Here is a 16,934-nt window from a genome sequence, read left to right as displayed (position 1 = left end):
GGCGGCCATGTCTGGTACTCCTACGGCGCCTCCGCCAACCACAAGCGCGAGGTCCGGCCCTCGAACGCGATGCAGTGGCGCATGCTGCGCGACGCCTACGCGCTGGGCGCCACCGTCTACGACCTGCGGGGCATCAGCGACTCGCTGGACGAGAACGACCACCTTTTCGGCCTCATCCAGTTCAAGGTGGGCACCGGCGGTCAGGCGGCCGAATACCTTGGCGAGTGGGACTTCCCCCTCAACAAGCTGCTGCACAAGGCGCTGGACATCTACATGTCGCGACGCTGATTTTCCCGTTTTCTCGACTCTCCACCTACGCTGCATACCTCCAATACACCGCGGCCACGAGAAAGGTTCCGGGACCGGCCAATGGCGCTCACCCTCTACGTCGACACCGCGCGCTGGCGGGCGCACCAGCACATGGTGATTCAGCAGTTCCCCGGCATAGTCCCGGTCTGCAAGGGCAACGGGTACGGCTTCGGCCATGAGCGGCTGGCCGAGGAAGCCAGCCGCATCGGCTCCGACATCCTCGCGGTCGGGACCACGTACGAGGCCGCCCGGATGAAGGACTACTTCAGCGGTGACCTGCTGGTGCTCACCCCCTTCCGCCGGGGCGAGGAGCCCGTGCCGCTGCCGGACCGGGTGATCCGTTCGGTCTCGTCGGTCGACGGGGTGTACGGCCTGGTGAACGCGCGCGTGGTCATCGAGGTCATGAGCAGCATGAAGCGCCATGGCATCGCGGAGGCGGACCTCCCCAAGCTGCACGCCGCGATAGAGAACGTCCGGCTGGAGGGCTTCGCCATCCACCTCCCCCTGGACCGCACCGACGGACTGGACGCGGTCGAGGAGGTCATCGCCTGGATGGACCGGCTGCGCGCCGCCCGGCTGCCGCTGCACACCATGTTCGTCAGCCACCTCAAGTCCGAGGAGCTGGCCCGTCTGCAGCAGCAGTTCCCCCAGACCCGGTTCCGCGCCCGCATCGGCACCCGGCTGTGGCTCGGTGACCACGACTCGACCCAGTACCGGGGCGCGGTGCTCGACGTCACCCGGGTCGCCAAGGGCGACCGCTTCGGCTACCGCCAGCAGAAGACGGCCTCCGACGGCTATCTGGTGGTCGTGGCGGGCGGCACCTCCCACGGCGTCGGTCTGGAGGCCCCCAAGGCCGTGCACGGCGTGATGCCGCGGGCCAAGGGCGTCGCCCGCGCCGGGCTCGCGACTGTCAACCGCAACCTCTCGCCGTTCGTGTGGGCGGGCAAGCAGCGGTGGTTTGCCGAGCCGCCGCATATGCAGGTGTCCATCCTGTTCGTACCGGGCGATGTCGCGCCCCCGCAGGTGGGCGACGAGCTGGTGGCCCACCTGCGGCACACCACGACCCAGTTCGACCGGCTGGTCGACCGCTGAGCCACCCGGCACAGCCCCCGCGTACAACACAGGCCACAACGGTCAGGGCCCGAAGCCACGCGACGATCGCGGCTTCGGGCCCTTCGCGGTTCTCGTCCCGTCGGGCGGGAGCTCACTCGCGTCTGACGCCCCACTCCACCCGCGCCGGCCCTTCGTACGCCGCCGCGTGCCGCGCCTCCCCCAGGACGAACGCGTCCGGGGCCCGGTCCAGCACACCGCCCGACGGGTCGTCCGACCCGTCCCGGCGCACCACGTCCCGCTCGGGCACCAGCGCATCCCACACGACCAGGGCGCACAGATACAGCGTCCCCAGCACATGGACGATCACCGCCAGCTGGTACCCCTCCGGCGGCAGCCCCCGGTGCTGGTCGCCGCTGCCGGTGTACGCGAGGTACATCCAGATCCCGAGGAAATACATCGCCTCGCACGCCTGCCACACCAGGAAGTCGCGCCACCGCGGCCGGGCCAGGGCCGCCAGCGGGATCAGCCATAGCACGTACTGCGGCGAGTAGACCTTGTTGGTGATCACGAAGGCGGCGACGATCAGGAACGCGATCTGCGCCAGGCGCGGACGCCGCGGCGCGCACAGGACGAGCGCGGCGATACCGGCGCAGGCCAGCACCATCAGCAGCGTGGCGTACACATTGACGTTGTCCAGCGGGTCCCCGGTGCGCTGGGAGACGACCAGCCAGATGGAGCCGAAGTCGACGGGCCGGTCCCGGCTGAAGGTGTAGAAGGTGAGCCAGCCCTCGCGGATGTGCAGCCCCCCGCGGCTGCTGATCATCACCGGCAGGTTCACGACGAGCCAGGCACCCAGCGCCCCGCCCAGCGCCGTCCCGAAGGCGCGCAGCCGACCGGCCCGCAGACACAGCAACAGCAGCGCCCCGAGCAGCAGCACCGGATAGAACTTCGCGGCCGTCGCCAGCCCCAGCAGGACGCCCGCCGCCAGGGGACGGCTGCGCGACCACATCAGGACCCCGGCGGATGTGAGCGCGACCGCGAAGAGATCCCAGTTGACGGTCGCGGTGAGCGCGAAGGCGGGGGCGAGGGCGACCAGCAGGGCGTCCCAGGGGCGGCGGCGGTGCGTACGCGAGACACAGACGGCGACGACCGCGGCGCAGACCATGAGCATGCCCGCGTTGACCATCCAGTAGATCTGCTCCTGGTGCTGGAGGGATCCGCTGTGCGGGGTGAGCCGGGCGGCGACCTCCATGAAGAGGCCGGTGAGGACCGGATACTCCAGGTAGTCCATCCCGTCCGCGGCGCCCGGTATGCGGTCGAAGTACGGAACGACGTTCTCCGCGAAGCCGCGGCCCGCATACAGGTGCGGCATATCGGAGTAGCAGGCGTGGGTGTACTGGGCGGTGGCGCCCAAGAACCAGCCGCCGTTGTAACAGGGCAGCTTCTGCACCATGCCGAGGGCAAACATCCCAATGGCGACGAGCGCGATGATCCGCACCGGCGTCCACCAGCTGACCCCGAGCAGCGCCCGCCGCCCGGCCGGCCCGCCGATCAGCTCGCTGCCGGCCGCCGCCACCGCGTCTTCGGCGGTTGGCCGTACGGGCTCGGCCCCCGGGTCCCTGCGCACGCTCGTCATGGACCCATCCTGCCGTACGAGCCGGGCGAAGGCCGTGAGGCCCGCCCCCCAGAGCCCCGGACGGCACGGGCACGGGGAAGGGCCGGCGGAGGGCCTGGGAGGGCCCTGGAGACCCCTGAGAAGGCCCATGCGGGCCAGGGACCCGGAGAACAACGGCGGCGGCCGCGCCGGAGCGAGTGACGCTCCGGCGCGGCCGCCGGTGATGGTGGGGCGAGAGTCGCTCGCCGGGGCTCAGCCGCCTCCGCCGCCTCCGCCGAACCAGCCGTTGTCGGTGCTTGGGGGCTCCGTGGTCGGAGTACTGGAGCCTCCGCCCGCGCCTCCGTTACCTCCGTTGCCGTTGCCCCCGTTGCCGTTGCCTCCGTTGCCGTTGCCTCCGCCGTTGTCGTTACAGCCGAAGTCCAGCGGGTCACAGGTCTCCGTCGGGGACGGGCTGTTGGTCGGCGTCTCCGAGGACGGCGTTTCCGTTGGGGTCTCGGAAGGCGTCTCGGACGGGGGCTGCGTGGTGGTCGTGGAGGGCGGCGGGGTCGGGCTCGCGCCGTCGCCGAAGATCTTCTTGCCGATCGACTCGGGCTCCGGGAAGTTCACGACCTTCTTGCCCTTCATCGCCGCGCGCATGTAGTCGGCCCAGATCTCGGCCGGGTACGAGGCTCCGTGGATCGACTCATTCGGTCGGCCGGTGCCCACACCGCGCATGGAGAGGAACTCCTGCTTCTTGGCCTTGTCGTCCACCCGCCACATGCCGATCGCGGTGGACAGCTGCGGGGTGTAGCCGGAGAACCAGGCCGACTTGTTCTCGTCGGTGGTGCCGGTCTTGCCCGCGGCGGGACGGCCGATCTGCGCCGAGGTACCGGTGCCCTTCTCGACGACGTTCTCCAGGACGTCGGTGACGTTGTCTGCCACGCTCGCTTCGAACGCCTCCGTGAGCTTCGCGTCGTCCTTGTGGTTGTAGATCTCCCCGCCCTTGAACTCGACCGAGTCGACCGAGTACGGATCGGCCTGCTTGCCGCTGGCCGCGAAGGTCGCGTACGCACCGGCGAGCCGGATGGCGCTGGGGGCCGAGGTGCCAAGGGAGAACGTCGGGGTGATCGAGGCCAGCTGATCCTTGTTGAGACCCGCGTCGAGCGCCGCCTGCCGCACCTTGTCGGTGCCGACGTCCATGCCGAGCTGGATGTATGGGGTGTTCACCGACCACTGCATCGCGGTGCGCAGGGTGATCTCGCCCCGGTCCTCGTCACCGTCGTTCCGCTGGTGCCACTCCTTGCCGTCCTTGTCGTGCCAGACGGTCCCGTTGTAGTCCCGCAGCGTCAGCTTGTTGTCGCCGTCGTAGACGCTGCTGGGGGAGACGCGGGTACGCGTCGAGTCGGGTTGCTCGCGGTCCTCGTCCTTGTCGCGCACGCCGTCTCTCATGGCGGCGGCCAGCACGAAGGGCTTGAAGGTGGAGCCCACCTGGACGCCGGTGTAGTCGGCGTTGTTGGTGTAGTGCTCCAAGGCGTTCTTGCCACCGTATATGGCGACGATCTTGCCCGTCTTGGGTTCCACGGAGGCCCCGCCGAACTGCACGTACTTGTCGTACTTCGGCCGCAGCTTCGGGTTGATGTTCTCCTTGGTCACCTTCTTCACAGCCGTCTCGAGCTGGTTCATCTTCTTGCGGTCGAAGGTGGTGTGGATCTGGTAGCCACCCTTGTCGAGATTCTTCTTATCGATGATGTTGTTGGCAATGAGGTAGTTGTCGGCGAGGTCGGTGAGATAACCGATCTGGCCTTCCTTGTTCGTCGCCACCTTCGGCTCCCGCGGCATCGGGAACTTCTTGAGCGCCTCCTGCTTCTGGGCCTCCTTCATCCTCCCCACCTCGACCTCGCGGTTGAGGATCCACTCCCAGCGCAACTTGGCCCGCCTGGTGTTCGCCTCCTTGCTCGCGTTGGCGCCGTAGCCGCCGGCCGGGTCGTAGAGGTTGGGGCCGTTGAGGGTCGCGGCGAGGAAGGCGCTCTCGCTCGGCGACAGCTTCTCGCAGTCCTTGTCGTAGTACGCGCGGGCCGCCGCCTGGCAGCCGTAGGCGCCCCGCCCGTAGTACGCGGTGTTCAGATAGCCGGCGAGAATGTCGTCCTTGTCCATGGTCGCGCCGACCTTGACGGAGATGAACAGCTCCTTGACCTTGCGCGTGAGGGTCTGCGACTGGTCCAGGTAGGTGTTCTTCACGTACTGCTGGGTGATGGTGGAGCCACTCTGCGTGGCCCCGCCCTTGGCCATGTTCACGACCGCGCGCGCGATGCCCATCGGGTCGACGCCGGCGTCGTCGTAGAAGCTGGCGTTCTCCGCGGAGATCACCGCGTTCTGCATTTCCTCGGGGATCTCGCTGAGGGGCACGATCTGGCGGTTGAAGTCACCGCCGCCCGAGACCACCATCTGCTTGCCGTCCGCCCAGTAGTAGACGTTCTTCTCGACCTGGGAGGCGGCCTGTGCCGTGGGCACCTCCACCAGCCACAGGCCGATGCCCACGGCGCCGACGAGCATCGCGAAGAAGAAGAGGAAGGTCCCGGTCACCAGCTTCCAGGAGGGGACCCAGCGCCGGAAACCGTCCTTGCCCACGCGCGGGTAATCGATGAAGCGCTTCTTCGCGGGGCGCCCATCACCCCCCGCTCCGCGGCCCCGGCCGCCCCCGCCGGCGGCACGCCGGCCGCCGCCGTGGCCACCGCGGCCCGCGCCCCCGGCATCGGGTTCGGCTCCTCGTCTGCGGCTGCCGCCGCGCTGTGCGGCGCGCCGGGCTTCGGCCCGGCCACCGTAAGGACGCTCCTCCCCGTGTGAGGCGGATTCCGACCCGGTGGCGCTATGCGGTTGGGCCGCGCGGCGGCCTGAAGGCTGCTGCGCGGCGCGCCGGGCCGCTGCTCGTCCACCGCTCTGTGGCTGCGGCGGCTTGCGACGGTGCTCGCTCATGGAACGACTACTCCTCGGGCAGGCGCTATCGCCTGAAAGCGGCAGGTGGCTTCCGGTCCCCCCGATGTGCGCTCCGGCCGCCACCGGCAACCGGGCACACTGCATCCAGGACGAGGACGCCCGCGGGCGTCGCTTGGTTCCCAGTGCTGTGCATGGCGAACAGAGTACGCACGGTCAAAACCAGCGAAGGCATGATCTTCACTCCATAACAGTCAGTTCGCGTCCCACGAATTGATGATGTGACGCCGTTCACCATGGCTCCCCTTGCTCCCACCAGGATCACGGTTCTATCGTCTGGATGTATCGAGCCGATACATCAGCTCGGCATAAAGGACTGGGAGACAGGAGAGGCGGGAATGGGCAGACGCTCGGGCATCCTTGAGTTCGCCGTCCTCGGCCTGCTCCGCGAGTCCCCGATGCACGGTTATGAGCTGCGGAAACGCCTCAACACCTCACTTGGGGTGTTCCGTGCGTTCAGTTACGGCAGCCTCTATCCATGCCTCAAGACGCTGGTCGCCAATGGCTGGTTGATCGAGGAGCCCGGCAGCGCGCCCGAGGAAGCTCTCGCGGCGACGCTCGCCGGCCGCCGCGCGAAAATCGTCTACCGGTTGACGGCGGAGGGGAAAGAGCGCTTCGAGGAGTTGCTCGCCCACACCGGCCCGGACGCGTGGGAGGACGAGCACTTCGGCGTCCGCTTCGCCTTCTTCGGGCAGACATCGCGGGATGTGCGGATGCGGGTCCTGGAGGGGCGGCGCAGCCGCCTCGAGGAGCGCCTGGAGAAGATGCGCGCTTCTTTGGCCCGTACTCGTGAGCGGCTCGACGACTACACCCTCGAGCTGCAGCGGCATGGCATGGAGTCGGTGGAGCGTGAAGTCCGCTGGCTGAACGAGCTGATTGAGAGCGAGCGGGCCGGGCGCGATCAGCGCGACGGCCCCGCGGGCCAGGACCGGTCCCAGGAGCAGGAGCGGGACCGGTCACCCGAGCTGGACCCGTCGGCAGAGCAGGACCAGACAGGAGATACGGGCGGCCTGCCCCGGCACCGGGGTGGTTCCCGGCCGGATCCGTCCGATGACACCGCCAAGTGAGGCCCCGCATCCCGCTGGGCTTCGTCGAGTACACACAGGGAGCAACCGGAATGGGTTCGGTTCGTGTAGCCATCGTCGGCGTGGGCAACTGCGCCGCCTCGCTGGTGCAGGGCGTCGAGTATTACAAGGACGCCGACCCGGACACTCGCGTGCCGGGTCTGATGCACGTCCAGTTCGGCGACTACCACGTGCGTGACGTGGAGTTCGTGGCCGCGTTCGACGTGGACGTGAAGAAGGTCGGCCTCGACCTCGCCGACGCGATCGGCGCCAGCGAGAACAACACCATCAAGATCTGCGACGTGCCCTCGACCGGTGTCACCGTCCAGCGCGGCCACACCCTCGACGGTCTCGGCAAGTACTACCGCCAGACGATCGACGAGTCCGAGGACACCCCGGTCGACGTCGTCCAGATCCTCAAGGACAGGCAGGTCGACGTTCTGGTCTGCTACCTCCCGGTGGGTTCCGAGGACGCCGCGAAGTTCTACGCCCAGTGCGCCATCGACGCCAAGGTCGCCTTCGTCAACGCGCTTCCGGTCTTCATCGCCGGCACCAAGGAGTGGGCGGACAAGTTCACCGAGGCGGGCGTGCCGATCGTCGGCGACGACATCAAGTCGCAGGTCGGTGCCACGATCACGCACCGGGTGCTGACCAAGCTGTTCGAGGACCGCGGTGTGGTCCTGGAGCGCACCATGCAGCTGAACGTCGGCGGCAACATGGACTTCAAGAACATGCTGGAGCGTGAGCGCCTGGAGTCCAAGAAGATCTCCAAGACGCAGGCCGTCACCTCCCAGATCACGGACCGCGAGCTGGGCGCCGACAACGTCCACATCGGCCCGTCCGACTTCGTGGCCTGGCTGGACGACCGCAAGTGGGCCTACGTCCGGCTCGAGGGCCGCGCGTTCGGCGATGTCCCGCTGAACCTGGAGTACAAGCTCGAGGTGTGGGACTCCCCGAACTCCGCGGGCGTCATCATCGACGCGCTGCGTGCCGCGAAGATCGCCAAGGACCGCGGCATCGGGGGCCCGATCCTCTCGGCCTCCTCGTACTTCATGAAGTCGCCGCCGGTGCAGTACTTCGACGACCAGGCGCGGGAGAACGTCGAGAAGTTCATCAAGGGTGAAGTCGAGCGCTGAGCGAGACACAGCGCTGCGCGCTAAGCGAGACAAGGCGTTGTGCGTTAGCACGGCTTGATCACGGGCCTCCGGGTAATCCACCCGGAGGCCCGTGTGGTGTGTGAGGCTGGCGCCATGCCCGTTGTGCGTGATCTCCGCGTACTGCTACAGCTGCGCGACTTCCGGCACCTTCTGGCCGTTCGTCTGCTGTCCCAGACGGCCGACGGCGTCTACCAGGTCGCGCTGGCCGCTCATGTGGTCTTCTCCCCCGAGAAGGAGACCTCGGCCGCGGCGATCGCTTCTGCCATGGCGGTCCTCCTGCTCCCCTATTCCCTGCTGGGCCCCTTCGCCGGGGTTCTGCTGGACCGGTGGCGCCGCCGCCAGGTCCTTCTCCACGGCAACGCCCTGCGTTCCGGACTGGCCACCGGGACGGCCGTTCTGATCCTCGCGCAGGTCCCCGACTGGCTCTTCTACGTCTCCGCCTTGTCGGTCACGGGCGTCAACCGCTTCGTTCTGGCCGGGCTCTCCGCCTCGCTGCCGCGCGTCGTCGACAGCCAGGAGCGCTTGGTCATGGCCAACTCCCTGTCCCCGACCGCGGGAACGCTCGCGGCCACCCTCGGCGGCGCCCTGGCCCTCGTCCTGCGCATCGCGGTCCCGGACGGCGCGTCGTCGGACGCCGTTGTGGTCCTGATGGGCGCGGCGCTCTATCTCAGCGCCGCGATCGCCGCGCTGAGGATGGCGCCCGGACTGCTCGGGCCCGACCCATCGGCGCTCCAGCCGCGTCTGCGCGCGGCCCTGTTGAGCACCGTACGCGGCCTGGTCGCCGGTGTGCGCCATCTCTTGGAGCGCCGGGATCCCACGGTGGCTCTGGCGGGGATGACGGCGATGCGCTTCTGCTACGGCGCGCTGACGGTGATGGTGTTGATGCTCTGCCGATACGCATGGGCCAAGACCGAGTCGGAGGGCTTGGCGCTCCTGGGATTCGCCGTGGCCGCCTCGGGCGCGGGCTTCTTCGCGGCGGCGGTGGTCACGCCCGGGGCGGTGGGCCGGCTGAGCCCTGCCTCCGACTCGGACGGCCGACTGCGCTGGATGGTGGTGTGCGCGACGGCGGCGAGCGTTCTGGTGCCGGGGCTGGGGCTGTTCTTCGAACCGGCTCCGATGCTCGCCGCCGCCTTCGTCCTCGGCCTCGTCACCCAGGGCGCGAAGATCGCCACCGACACCGTGGTGCAGTCCTCGATCGCCGACGACTTCCGAGGCCGGATCTTCTCCCTGTACGACGTTCTCTTCAATGCCGCCTTCGTCGGGGGAGCGGCAATCGCCGCACTCACACTGCCCCCCGACGGACGCTCGGTCACCCTGGTGATCCTGGTGGCCGTGCTCTACGCAGTGACCGCCCTCGTCGCCATGTTTCACGTGAAACATGGCGAGCGCGAGGCGAAGCAGACCGATGTTTCACGTGAAACCTGATGCGTCAGCCCTGGGGCTGCGTCACCCCTGGGGCTGAGCCGCCCACCAGTCCTGGAGCGCTGTGACTGCGGCGTCCCGCTCCATGGGGCCGTGCTCCAGGCGCAGCTCCAGCAGGTGTTTGTACGCCTTGCCGACCTGCGGGCCCGGCCCGATCCCGAGAATCTTCATGATCTCGTTGCCGTCCAGGTCCGGCCGGATGGCATCCAGCTGCTCCTGCTGCTGCAGCCGCGCGATGCGCTCCTCCAGCCCGTCGTATGCGCGCGACAGAGCGCCGGCCTTCCGCTTATTACGCGTGGTGCAGTCCGAGCGGGTCAGCTTGTGCAGCCGCTCCAGCAGCGGTCCCGCGTCCCGCACATAGCGCCGTACCGCCGAGTCCGTCCACTCGCCCGTGCCATAGCCATGGAAGCGCAAGTGCAGCTCGACCAAATGGGAGACCTCCTTCACCAGCTCGTTGGAGTACTTGAGCTTGGTCATCCGCGACTTGGTCATCTTGGCGCCCACCACCTCATGGTGATGGAAGGAGACCCGGCCGTCCTTCTCGAAGCGGCGCGTCTTGGGCTTCCCGATGTCATGCAGCAGGGCCGCCAGCCGCAGCACCAGGTCGGGCCCGTCCTTCTCCAGGGCGATGGCCTGCTCCAGCACGGTCAGCGTGTGCTCGTAGACATCCTTGTGACGGTGGTGCTCATCGCGTTCCAGGCGCAGCGCCGGAAGCTCCGGGAGGACATGGTCGGCGAGCCCGGTGTCGACCAGGAGCCTCAGCCCCTTGACGGGGCGGGCGGCCAGGATCAGCTTGTTGAGCTCGTCACGCACCCGCTCCGCCGAGACGATCTCGATCCGCCCGGCCATCGCCTTCATCGCGGCGATCACCTCGGGCGCCACATCGAAGTCGAGCTGGGCCGCGAAGCGCGCGGCGCGCATCATTCGCAGCGGGTCGTCGGAGAAGGACTCCTCAGGGGTGCCGGGTGTGCGCAGCACCTTCGCGGCGAGGTCCTCCAGGCCGTTGTGCGGGTCGATGAATTCCTTCCGCGGGAGCGCCACGGCCATCGCGTTGACCGTGAAGTCCCGACGGACCAGGTCTTCGTCGATGGAGTCGCCGTACGAGACCTCGGGCTTCCTCGACGTACGGTCGTACGCTTCTGACCGATAAGTCGTGATTTCGATCTGGAAGCTCTGACTCGACCCGTTTCCGTTCCCGCCCTCCTTACGGCAGCCGACCGTGCCGAAGGCGATGCCGACTTCCCAGACCGCGTCGGCCCACGGACGGACGATCTTCAGCACGTCCTCCGGACGTGCGTCCGTGGTGAAATCCAGATCGTTACCGAGACGGCCCAGAAGCGCATCCCGTACCGATCCGCCGACCAGGGCAAGGCCGAACCCGGCCGCCTCGAAGCGGCGGGCGAGGTCGTCGGCTACGGGAGACACCCGCAGGAGCTCGCCCACGGCGCGGCGCTGCACCTGGCTGAGCTCGTTGTTCGACTGCGGGTCGTGGCTGTCAGTGTTGGCGTTCGGCACAACAGAACAGGGTACGTGGCCGCACGCCCCGGAGCCTCCACGCCGACCGGACGCATCGAACCGGTGACGATCTTGTGGAGCCCTCCACAGCACTTCATCACAGCGGGCATCGTTACCATTTCGTGGACGCATTTTGCGGGACTACTGACGATCACTGACGACGAGGGACGGGCGAGCGCGTGGCCGAGCCGGCAGAGCTCCAGGAAACAACTTCCGCTCGCGCCCGTCGTTGGCTGCGGCGCACGGCAGCGCTGCTCACTACTGCGCCCGTGCTCGCGGGTGTGCTGCAGATCCCGGCGGCTCCCGGTGCCCACGCCCAGACCGCCCCGGCCCGGACCGCGCCCGCCCAGACCGCCCCGGCTCAGGCCAAGGCCACCGGTTCGCGCACCGTCGATGTCGCCATCGACTCGATCACTCCCACCACGCCGTCCACGAACGACACACTCACCGTCAGCGGCACCGTCACCAACCGCGGCAGCTCGACGATCAACACCTCCTCCGTCGGCCTCATGGTCGGCCCGACCATGAACGGCCGTAACGACATCGATACGGCCGCCAAGCGGAAGGGCTACGAGATCGGCCTCGACGGCACCGAGGTCTCCGACAAGTACAAGCGGAAGATCGGCAACCTCCCCGCCGGCATCAGCCGTGACTTCACCCTCTCCATACCGGTCAAGGAGCTCCACCTCGGCGGGAACGGCGTCTATCAGCTCGGTGTCACCCTCACCGGCCAGACGCGGAGCCAGCCCTGGTCGCAGGTCATGGGCATCGAGCGGACCTTCCTGCCCTGGCAGCCGACCGCCGCCACCAAGAAGAGCAAGCTCACCTTCCTGTGGCCGCTCATCTCCTCCACCCACCTGGCCGCCCGCACGGGTACGGGCGCCAATGAGCAGCAGACGCCGATCTTCCAGAACGACGACCTCATGGCGGAGCTCGCCCCCGGCGGACGGCTTCAGCAGCTCGTGGCCCTGGGCAAGAACCTGCCGGTCACCTGGGTGATCGACCCGGACCTGCTCGCCACGGTCGACGCGATGACCGAGCCGTACGAGGTCCAGAGCCAGACGGAGAACGAGACGACCGACGGCCGGGGCCAAGCCGTGGCCAAGCAGTGGCTCAACGACCTGCAGCAGGCCGTCAAGGGACACCAGGTGGTGGCTCTGCCCTTCGCCGATCCCGACCTCGCCTCGCTCGCGCACCGCGGCAAGAACACGGGCGCCCTCAGCCACCTCCAGACCGCCACCGCGCTCGCCTCGACGACCGTGGACACCGTTCTGCATGTGAAGCCCCGTACGGACTTCGCCTGGCCGGTGAACGGCGCCATCGACTCCTCGATCGTGGACGTCGCCACCTCCGCCGGCGCGCACAACATCATCGCCCGCAGCGACAGCCTCCGCGAGACGGGCAGTCTCCCGTACACCCCCACCGCGGCCCGCCAGATCGGCGGAGGCAATACGGCGGTGGTCGCGGACGCACGGCTGTCCACCGCCTTCATGGGCGACATGACGCGGGCGGAGAACGCCACGCTGGCCGTCCAGCGGTTCCTCGCCCAGACCCAGATGCTCACCCTGCAGGCGCCGGACAAGCAGCGCAGCGTCCTCGTGGCTCCGCAGCGGATGCCCACCACCAGCCAGGCACAGGCCATGGCGGCAGCCCTGAACGGCCTGTCCGGAAGCTGGACACAGCCGCTCAGCCTGGGGCAGGCCGCCAAGGCCCAGCCCGACCCGCTCGCCACCCACCGGGTACCCGCCGCCCGCTCGTACCCGGCCGCGCTGCGCCGCCAGGAGCTGCCCACCGACGGATTCGAGAAGATCCGGCTGACCCAGGCCGCCCTCGACAAGTTCGAGGGGATCCTCACCGCCAAGGGCCGCGTGGTCACCCCGTTCGGCGCCGCGATCATGCGAGAGATCTCCACCTCGTGGCGCCACGACCTGCGAGGCTCGACCGGCTTCCGCGACTCCGTCCAGGCCTACCTCCAGGACCTCACGGAGAAGGTGCGCCTCATCAACAAGACGGACATGACCCTGTCCGGGCGCAGCGCCACGATTCCGGTGACCGTCCAGAACAACCTGCTGCAACCCGTCGAGCTGCGGCTGGTCCTCCGGTCCCAGCAGGGCAACCGCCTGGCGGTCAGCGACTCCCAGGTGGTCACGGTCCAGGGTGGACACAGCCAGTCGGTGAAGTTCGGCACCACGGCCAACGCGAACGGACGCGCCTGGGTGACGGCCCAGCTGTACACCGTGGACGGCGATGCCTATGGCCCCGAGATGTCGTTCAAGGTGAATGTCACCGAAATCACGTCCACGGTCATTCTGGTGATCGCCGGCGGGGTGCTGCTGCTCGTTCTCGCCGGGATCCGGATCTACCTCCAGCGCAAGCGGTCCGCCGCCAGGAGTGATGAAGACGCTGCGGGGAACAGCGAGGAGCAGGACGGAGAGGCGGCGGAGGACGAGCCGACCGAGCCCGGCGAGGGGGAGCGCCCGCGCGCCCTGGTACCCGGGCAGGCGAGTGACCCGGCGCCGGACACCGGATCGCAAAGCGCTGGCCCCTCCGGCTCAGGTGAGAAAGTGGACCATTGAGCAATGGCGTGGCCGACCGGCCGCAGCGGACTATGAGGTGGGGTAGCGATGAACGCGCCGTATGACGGTGATCGCGGCCAAGGCGCGGGCAACGACCCCGCCGGCCGGGTACCGCCGCCGCAGAGCGGCCCGTACGCCCACCAGAATCCTTACGGACCGGAGCCGCATCAGCAGGATCCGTATCTGGGGGACCCCCGCGACATCTCGTACAGCCAGCTGCCGTACGTACAGGACCCCTATATGCAGGATCCGTACGTCACCGGTTCGTTCACGCCCTACCCGTACACGGCGCAGGACCCCTACGCCGCGCGCCAGGACTCCTACGGCCACGATCCGCTGACCGACCCGCTGACGGACCCGCTGTACGACCAGGGCCAGGGCCAGGGCGCGTACCACCAGCCTCAGTCCGGCGGCTACCAGCAGCCCTACCAGCAGCAGCCCGCGCCCCCGCAGGGGCACGATCCGCGGCTGTGGTCGGCCGAGGCCGCCGCCCCCGAGGGCCCCGCCCACCAGCAGTACGGCGGCGATATCGAGGCCACGCAGTATCTGGGCACCGGCCCGCAGGCCGGCTACGACGCCGGGGCACAGCAGCAGCCGGACGCCTTCGCGCACCTCTTCCGCGACCAGCAGCCCTACGAGCCCCAGCGCCCCCAGCAGCAGCCCCCGGCCGGGTATCCGCCCGCGGGGTCAGCGCAGGGGCCGGCGCCGATGTCCGAACCGCCCGGCCCCGTCCCCGCCCAGTCGGCCGCCCCCGCGGGGGCGGCCGCGGCGGTGGCCGAGCCGGAGACGGCCGAGCCGGAGCAGAAGCGCTCGGGCGGCCGCGCGGGAAACCTGCTGAAGTCCAGCGCGGTGATGGCGGCCGGAACGCTGGTCTCCCGGCTCACCGGCTTCGTCCGCCAACTGGTGATCGTCGCCGCCATCGGCGCGGCCACCCTCGGCGACAGCTACGCCGTCGCCTACCAGCTGCCCGCGATGATCTACTTCCTCACCGTGGGCGGCGGTCTCAACTCCGTCTTCGTGCCGCAGCTCGTCCGCTCCATGAAAGAGGACGACGACGGCGGCGACGCCTACGCCAACCGCCTGCTGACCCTGGTGATGGTCGTCCTCGCGGCCCTCGTCGCGATGTCCGTGTTCGCGGCACCCACCCTCGTCCGCATGCTCTCGCCGTCCATCGCGGGCAACCCCCACGCCAACGACGTGGCCGTCACCTTCGCCCGCTACTGCCTGCCCACCATCTTCTTCATGGGCGTGCACGTCGTGGTCGGCCAGATCCTCAACGCCCGCGGCAGCTTCGGCGCCATGATGTGGACCCCGGTCCTCAACAACATCGTCGTCATCGCCAGCTTCGCCATGTTCATCTGGGTGTTCGGCACCTCCAGCTCCTCCGAGATGGGCGTCACCGACATCACCGACGAAGGGGTCCGGCTGCTGGGCGTGGGCACCCTCCTCGGCCTCACCGTCCAGGCGCTGGCGATGTTCCCCTATCTCCGTGCGGCCGGCTTCCGCTTCCGGCCCCGCTTCGACTGGCGCGGCCACGGCCTGGGCAAGGCCGCCAAGCTCGCCAAGTGGACCGTGCTGTTCGTGCTCGCCAACCAGGCGGGCAACGTCGTGGTGACCCGGCTCGCCACCGCGGCCGGCGCGAAGGCCGACAACCAGGGCCACCCCGGCACCGGCCTCCTCGGCTACCAGAGCGCCCAGCTCATCTGGGGTATGCCGCAGGCGATCATCACCGTCTCCGTCATGGCCGCCCTGCTGCCCCGGATCTCCCGCGCGGCCCACGACGGGGACACCGGCGCGGTCCGCGACGACATCTCACAGGGTCTGCGCACCTCCGCCGTCGCCATCGTCCCGCTCGCCCTCGGGTTCGTCGCGCTCGGCATCCCCATGTGCACCCTGATGTTCGGCTCCTCCGGCACCGAACAGGCCCGCTCCATGGGCTACATCCTCATGGCCTTCGGTCTCGGACTCATCCCGTTCTCGGTGCAGTACGTCGTCCTGCGCGGCTTCTACGCCTACGAAGACACCCGCACCCCCTTCTACAACACGGTGATCGTCGCCGCCGTCAACGCCGCCGCCTCCGCACTCTCCTACCTCGTCCTCCCCGCCCGCTGGGCCGTGGCGGGCATGGCCGCCTCCTACGGCCTGGCCTACGCCATCGGCGTGGGCGTGGCCTGGAAGCGGCTCCGCAAGCTCCTGGGCGGCGATCTGGACGGACGGCACGTCGTCCGCACCTACACCCGTCTGGTGGGCGCCGGCATCCCCGCCGCCGCCCTCGGCGGCGTGGCCTCCTATGCCATCACCGGGGCGCTGGGCGCCGGCCCGACCGGCTCCGTAGCGGCTCTGGCGGGCGGCGGTCTCGTTCTTATCGCGGTCTTCTACATTGCGGCGAAACGGATGCGCGTTGCCGAGCTGACCGCCATGGTCGGTATGGTCCGCGGACGACTTGGTCGCTGATCGTTCAGCACAACCATCGTCTGCCACCGTGTGTCGTGCATAGCGGCGGACTGTGGGCACAATTGTCTTGGCTCGGAGTAGGCGCAACGGATGGGGAGGCAGGAACGACGGTGGCGGAACGGAGCACGGCTGCCGTCGACGTGGCCGACAACAGCGGAGATGAGCCGCTGACCGCCGAGGCGGGCAAGGCCACGTCCGACGGGGTGGGAACCGAAACGAAAGCCGATAAGGAAGCGCAGGCCGCGGGCACCGACACCAAGGGCGCCGCGGCCGATACGAGCGCCCCCGATCTGCACAGCGGCCACAAGCTGGCCAGACGCTACCGCCTGGAGGAATGCGTCACCCGTCTGGACGGATTCAGCAGCTGGCGTGCCGTGGACGAGAAACTCCGGCGCGCCGTCGGGGTCCATGTGCTGCCGGCCGACCATCCGCGGGCCCGCCCTGTGCTGGCCGCCGCCCGTTCGGCGGCGCTGCTCGGCGACCCCCGCTTCGTCCAAGTCCTCGACGCCGTCGAGGAGAACGACCTCGTCTACGTGGTCCACGAGTGGCTTCCCGACGCCACCGAACTCACCGCCGTACTCGCCTCCGGGCCGCTCGAGCCGCATGACGCCTACCAGCTCGTCAGCCAGGTGTCCCAGGCCATGGCCGCGGCCCACCGCGAAGGCCTCGCGCATCTGCGGCTGAACCCGGGCTCCGTGTTGCGCACCGAGTCGGGCCAGTACCGCATCCGCGGCCTCGCCGTCATGGCCGCCCTGCGCGGCATCAGCTCCGACCACCCGCAGCGCACCGACACCGAAGC

General features: G+C 69.0%; 11 protein-coding genes. 8 read left to right on the top strand and 3 right to left on the bottom strand.

The features are described 5' to 3' along the window. Positions 1-288 (top strand): lipid II:glycine glycyltransferase FemX (locus tag CCN51_RS14030; protein WP_143675801.1); only part of this gene is annotated, 288 nt, incomplete at its 5' end. Between the two features lie 81 nt (positions 289-369). Continuing rightward, positions 370-1,401: an alanine racemase gene (locus tag CCN51_RS14025; protein ID WP_014177945.1), complete on the top strand. Its 1,032-nt coding sequence runs from the start codon at positions 370-372 to the stop codon at positions 1,399-1,401. Between the two features lie 112 nt (positions 1,402-1,513). Here CCN51_RS14025 and CCN51_RS14020 read toward each other — a convergent pair whose 3' ends face one another. Beyond that, positions 1,514-2,998 (bottom strand): glycosyltransferase family 87 protein, encoded by a 1,485-nt coding sequence (locus tag CCN51_RS14020; RefSeq protein ID WP_014177946.1) that lies wholly within the window; start codon positions 2,996-2,998, stop codon positions 1,514-1,516. 231 nt (positions 2,999-3,229) lie between these two features. Next, entirely contained in the window at positions 3,230-5,929 is a 2,700-nt protein-coding gene (locus tag CCN51_RS14015; protein ID WP_043487245.1) for a transglycosylase domain-containing protein, read from the bottom strand. A 356-nt stretch (positions 5,930-6,285) separates the two neighbouring features. Between CCN51_RS14015 and CCN51_RS14010 the strand changes: the two genes are divergently transcribed. The 3 genes from CCN51_RS14010 to CCN51_RS14000 all read left to right on the top strand — a co-directional run bounded on the left by CCN51_RS14010 (position 6,286) and on the right by CCN51_RS14000 (position 9,593). After that, a complete protein-coding gene (locus tag CCN51_RS14010) occupies positions 6,286-7,014 on the top strand; it encodes a PadR family transcriptional regulator (RefSeq protein ID WP_014177949.1) in 729 nt (242 codons plus the stop codon). A 50-nt stretch (positions 7,015-7,064) separates the two neighbouring features. After that, complete coding sequence (locus CCN51_RS14005) at positions 7,065-8,147, top strand: inositol-3-phosphate synthase (RefSeq protein WP_014177950.1); 1,083 nt, start codon at positions 7,065-7,067, stop codon at positions 8,145-8,147. 114 nt (positions 8,148-8,261) lie between these two features. Next, positions 8,262-9,593 carry an MFS transporter gene (locus CCN51_RS14000; protein WP_014177951.1) on the top strand — a complete coding sequence of 444 codons (1,332 nt, stop codon included), beginning with the start codon at positions 8,262-8,264 and terminating at the stop codon, positions 9,591-9,593. Between the two features lie 21 nt (positions 9,594-9,614). On the opposite strand, the gene CCN51_RS13995 is transcribed toward CCN51_RS14000, so the two are convergent. Continuing rightward, entirely contained in the window at positions 9,615-11,105 is a 1,491-nt protein-coding gene (locus CCN51_RS13995; protein ID WP_014177952.1) for a CCA tRNA nucleotidyltransferase, read from the bottom strand. Between the two features lie 179 nt (positions 11,106-11,284). Between CCN51_RS13995 and CCN51_RS13990 the strand changes: the two genes are divergently transcribed. From CCN51_RS13990 to CCN51_RS13980, 3 genes are all read left to right on the top strand, one after another. Continuing rightward, a complete protein-coding gene (locus CCN51_RS13990; protein ID WP_078610555.1) occupies positions 11,285-13,681 on the top strand; it encodes a DUF6049 family protein in 2,397 nt (798 codons plus the stop codon). A 48-nt stretch (positions 13,682-13,729) separates the two neighbouring features. Then, the gene (gene murJ, locus CCN51_RS13985; RefSeq protein ID WP_014177954.1) at positions 13,730-16,135 is read left to right on the top strand and encodes a murein biosynthesis integral membrane protein MurJ; all 2,406 of its coding nucleotides are present in this window, start codon (positions 13,730-13,732) and stop codon (positions 16,133-16,135) included. Positions 16,136-16,245: 110 nt separating this feature from the next. Further along, on the top strand, positions 16,246-16,934 hold a 689-nt coding region (locus CCN51_RS13980; protein WP_483883437.1), incomplete at its 3' end, for a protein kinase family protein.

Origin of the sequence: Streptomyces milbemycinicus (assembly GCF_002154605.1) — a bacterium.
GTDB lineage: Bacteria > Actinomycetota > Actinomycetes > Streptomycetales > Streptomycetaceae > Streptomyces > Streptomyces milbemycinicus.
The sequence above is the reverse complement of the archived record's forward strand: the minus strand, read 5'-3'. Positions and strand labels throughout refer to the sequence as shown.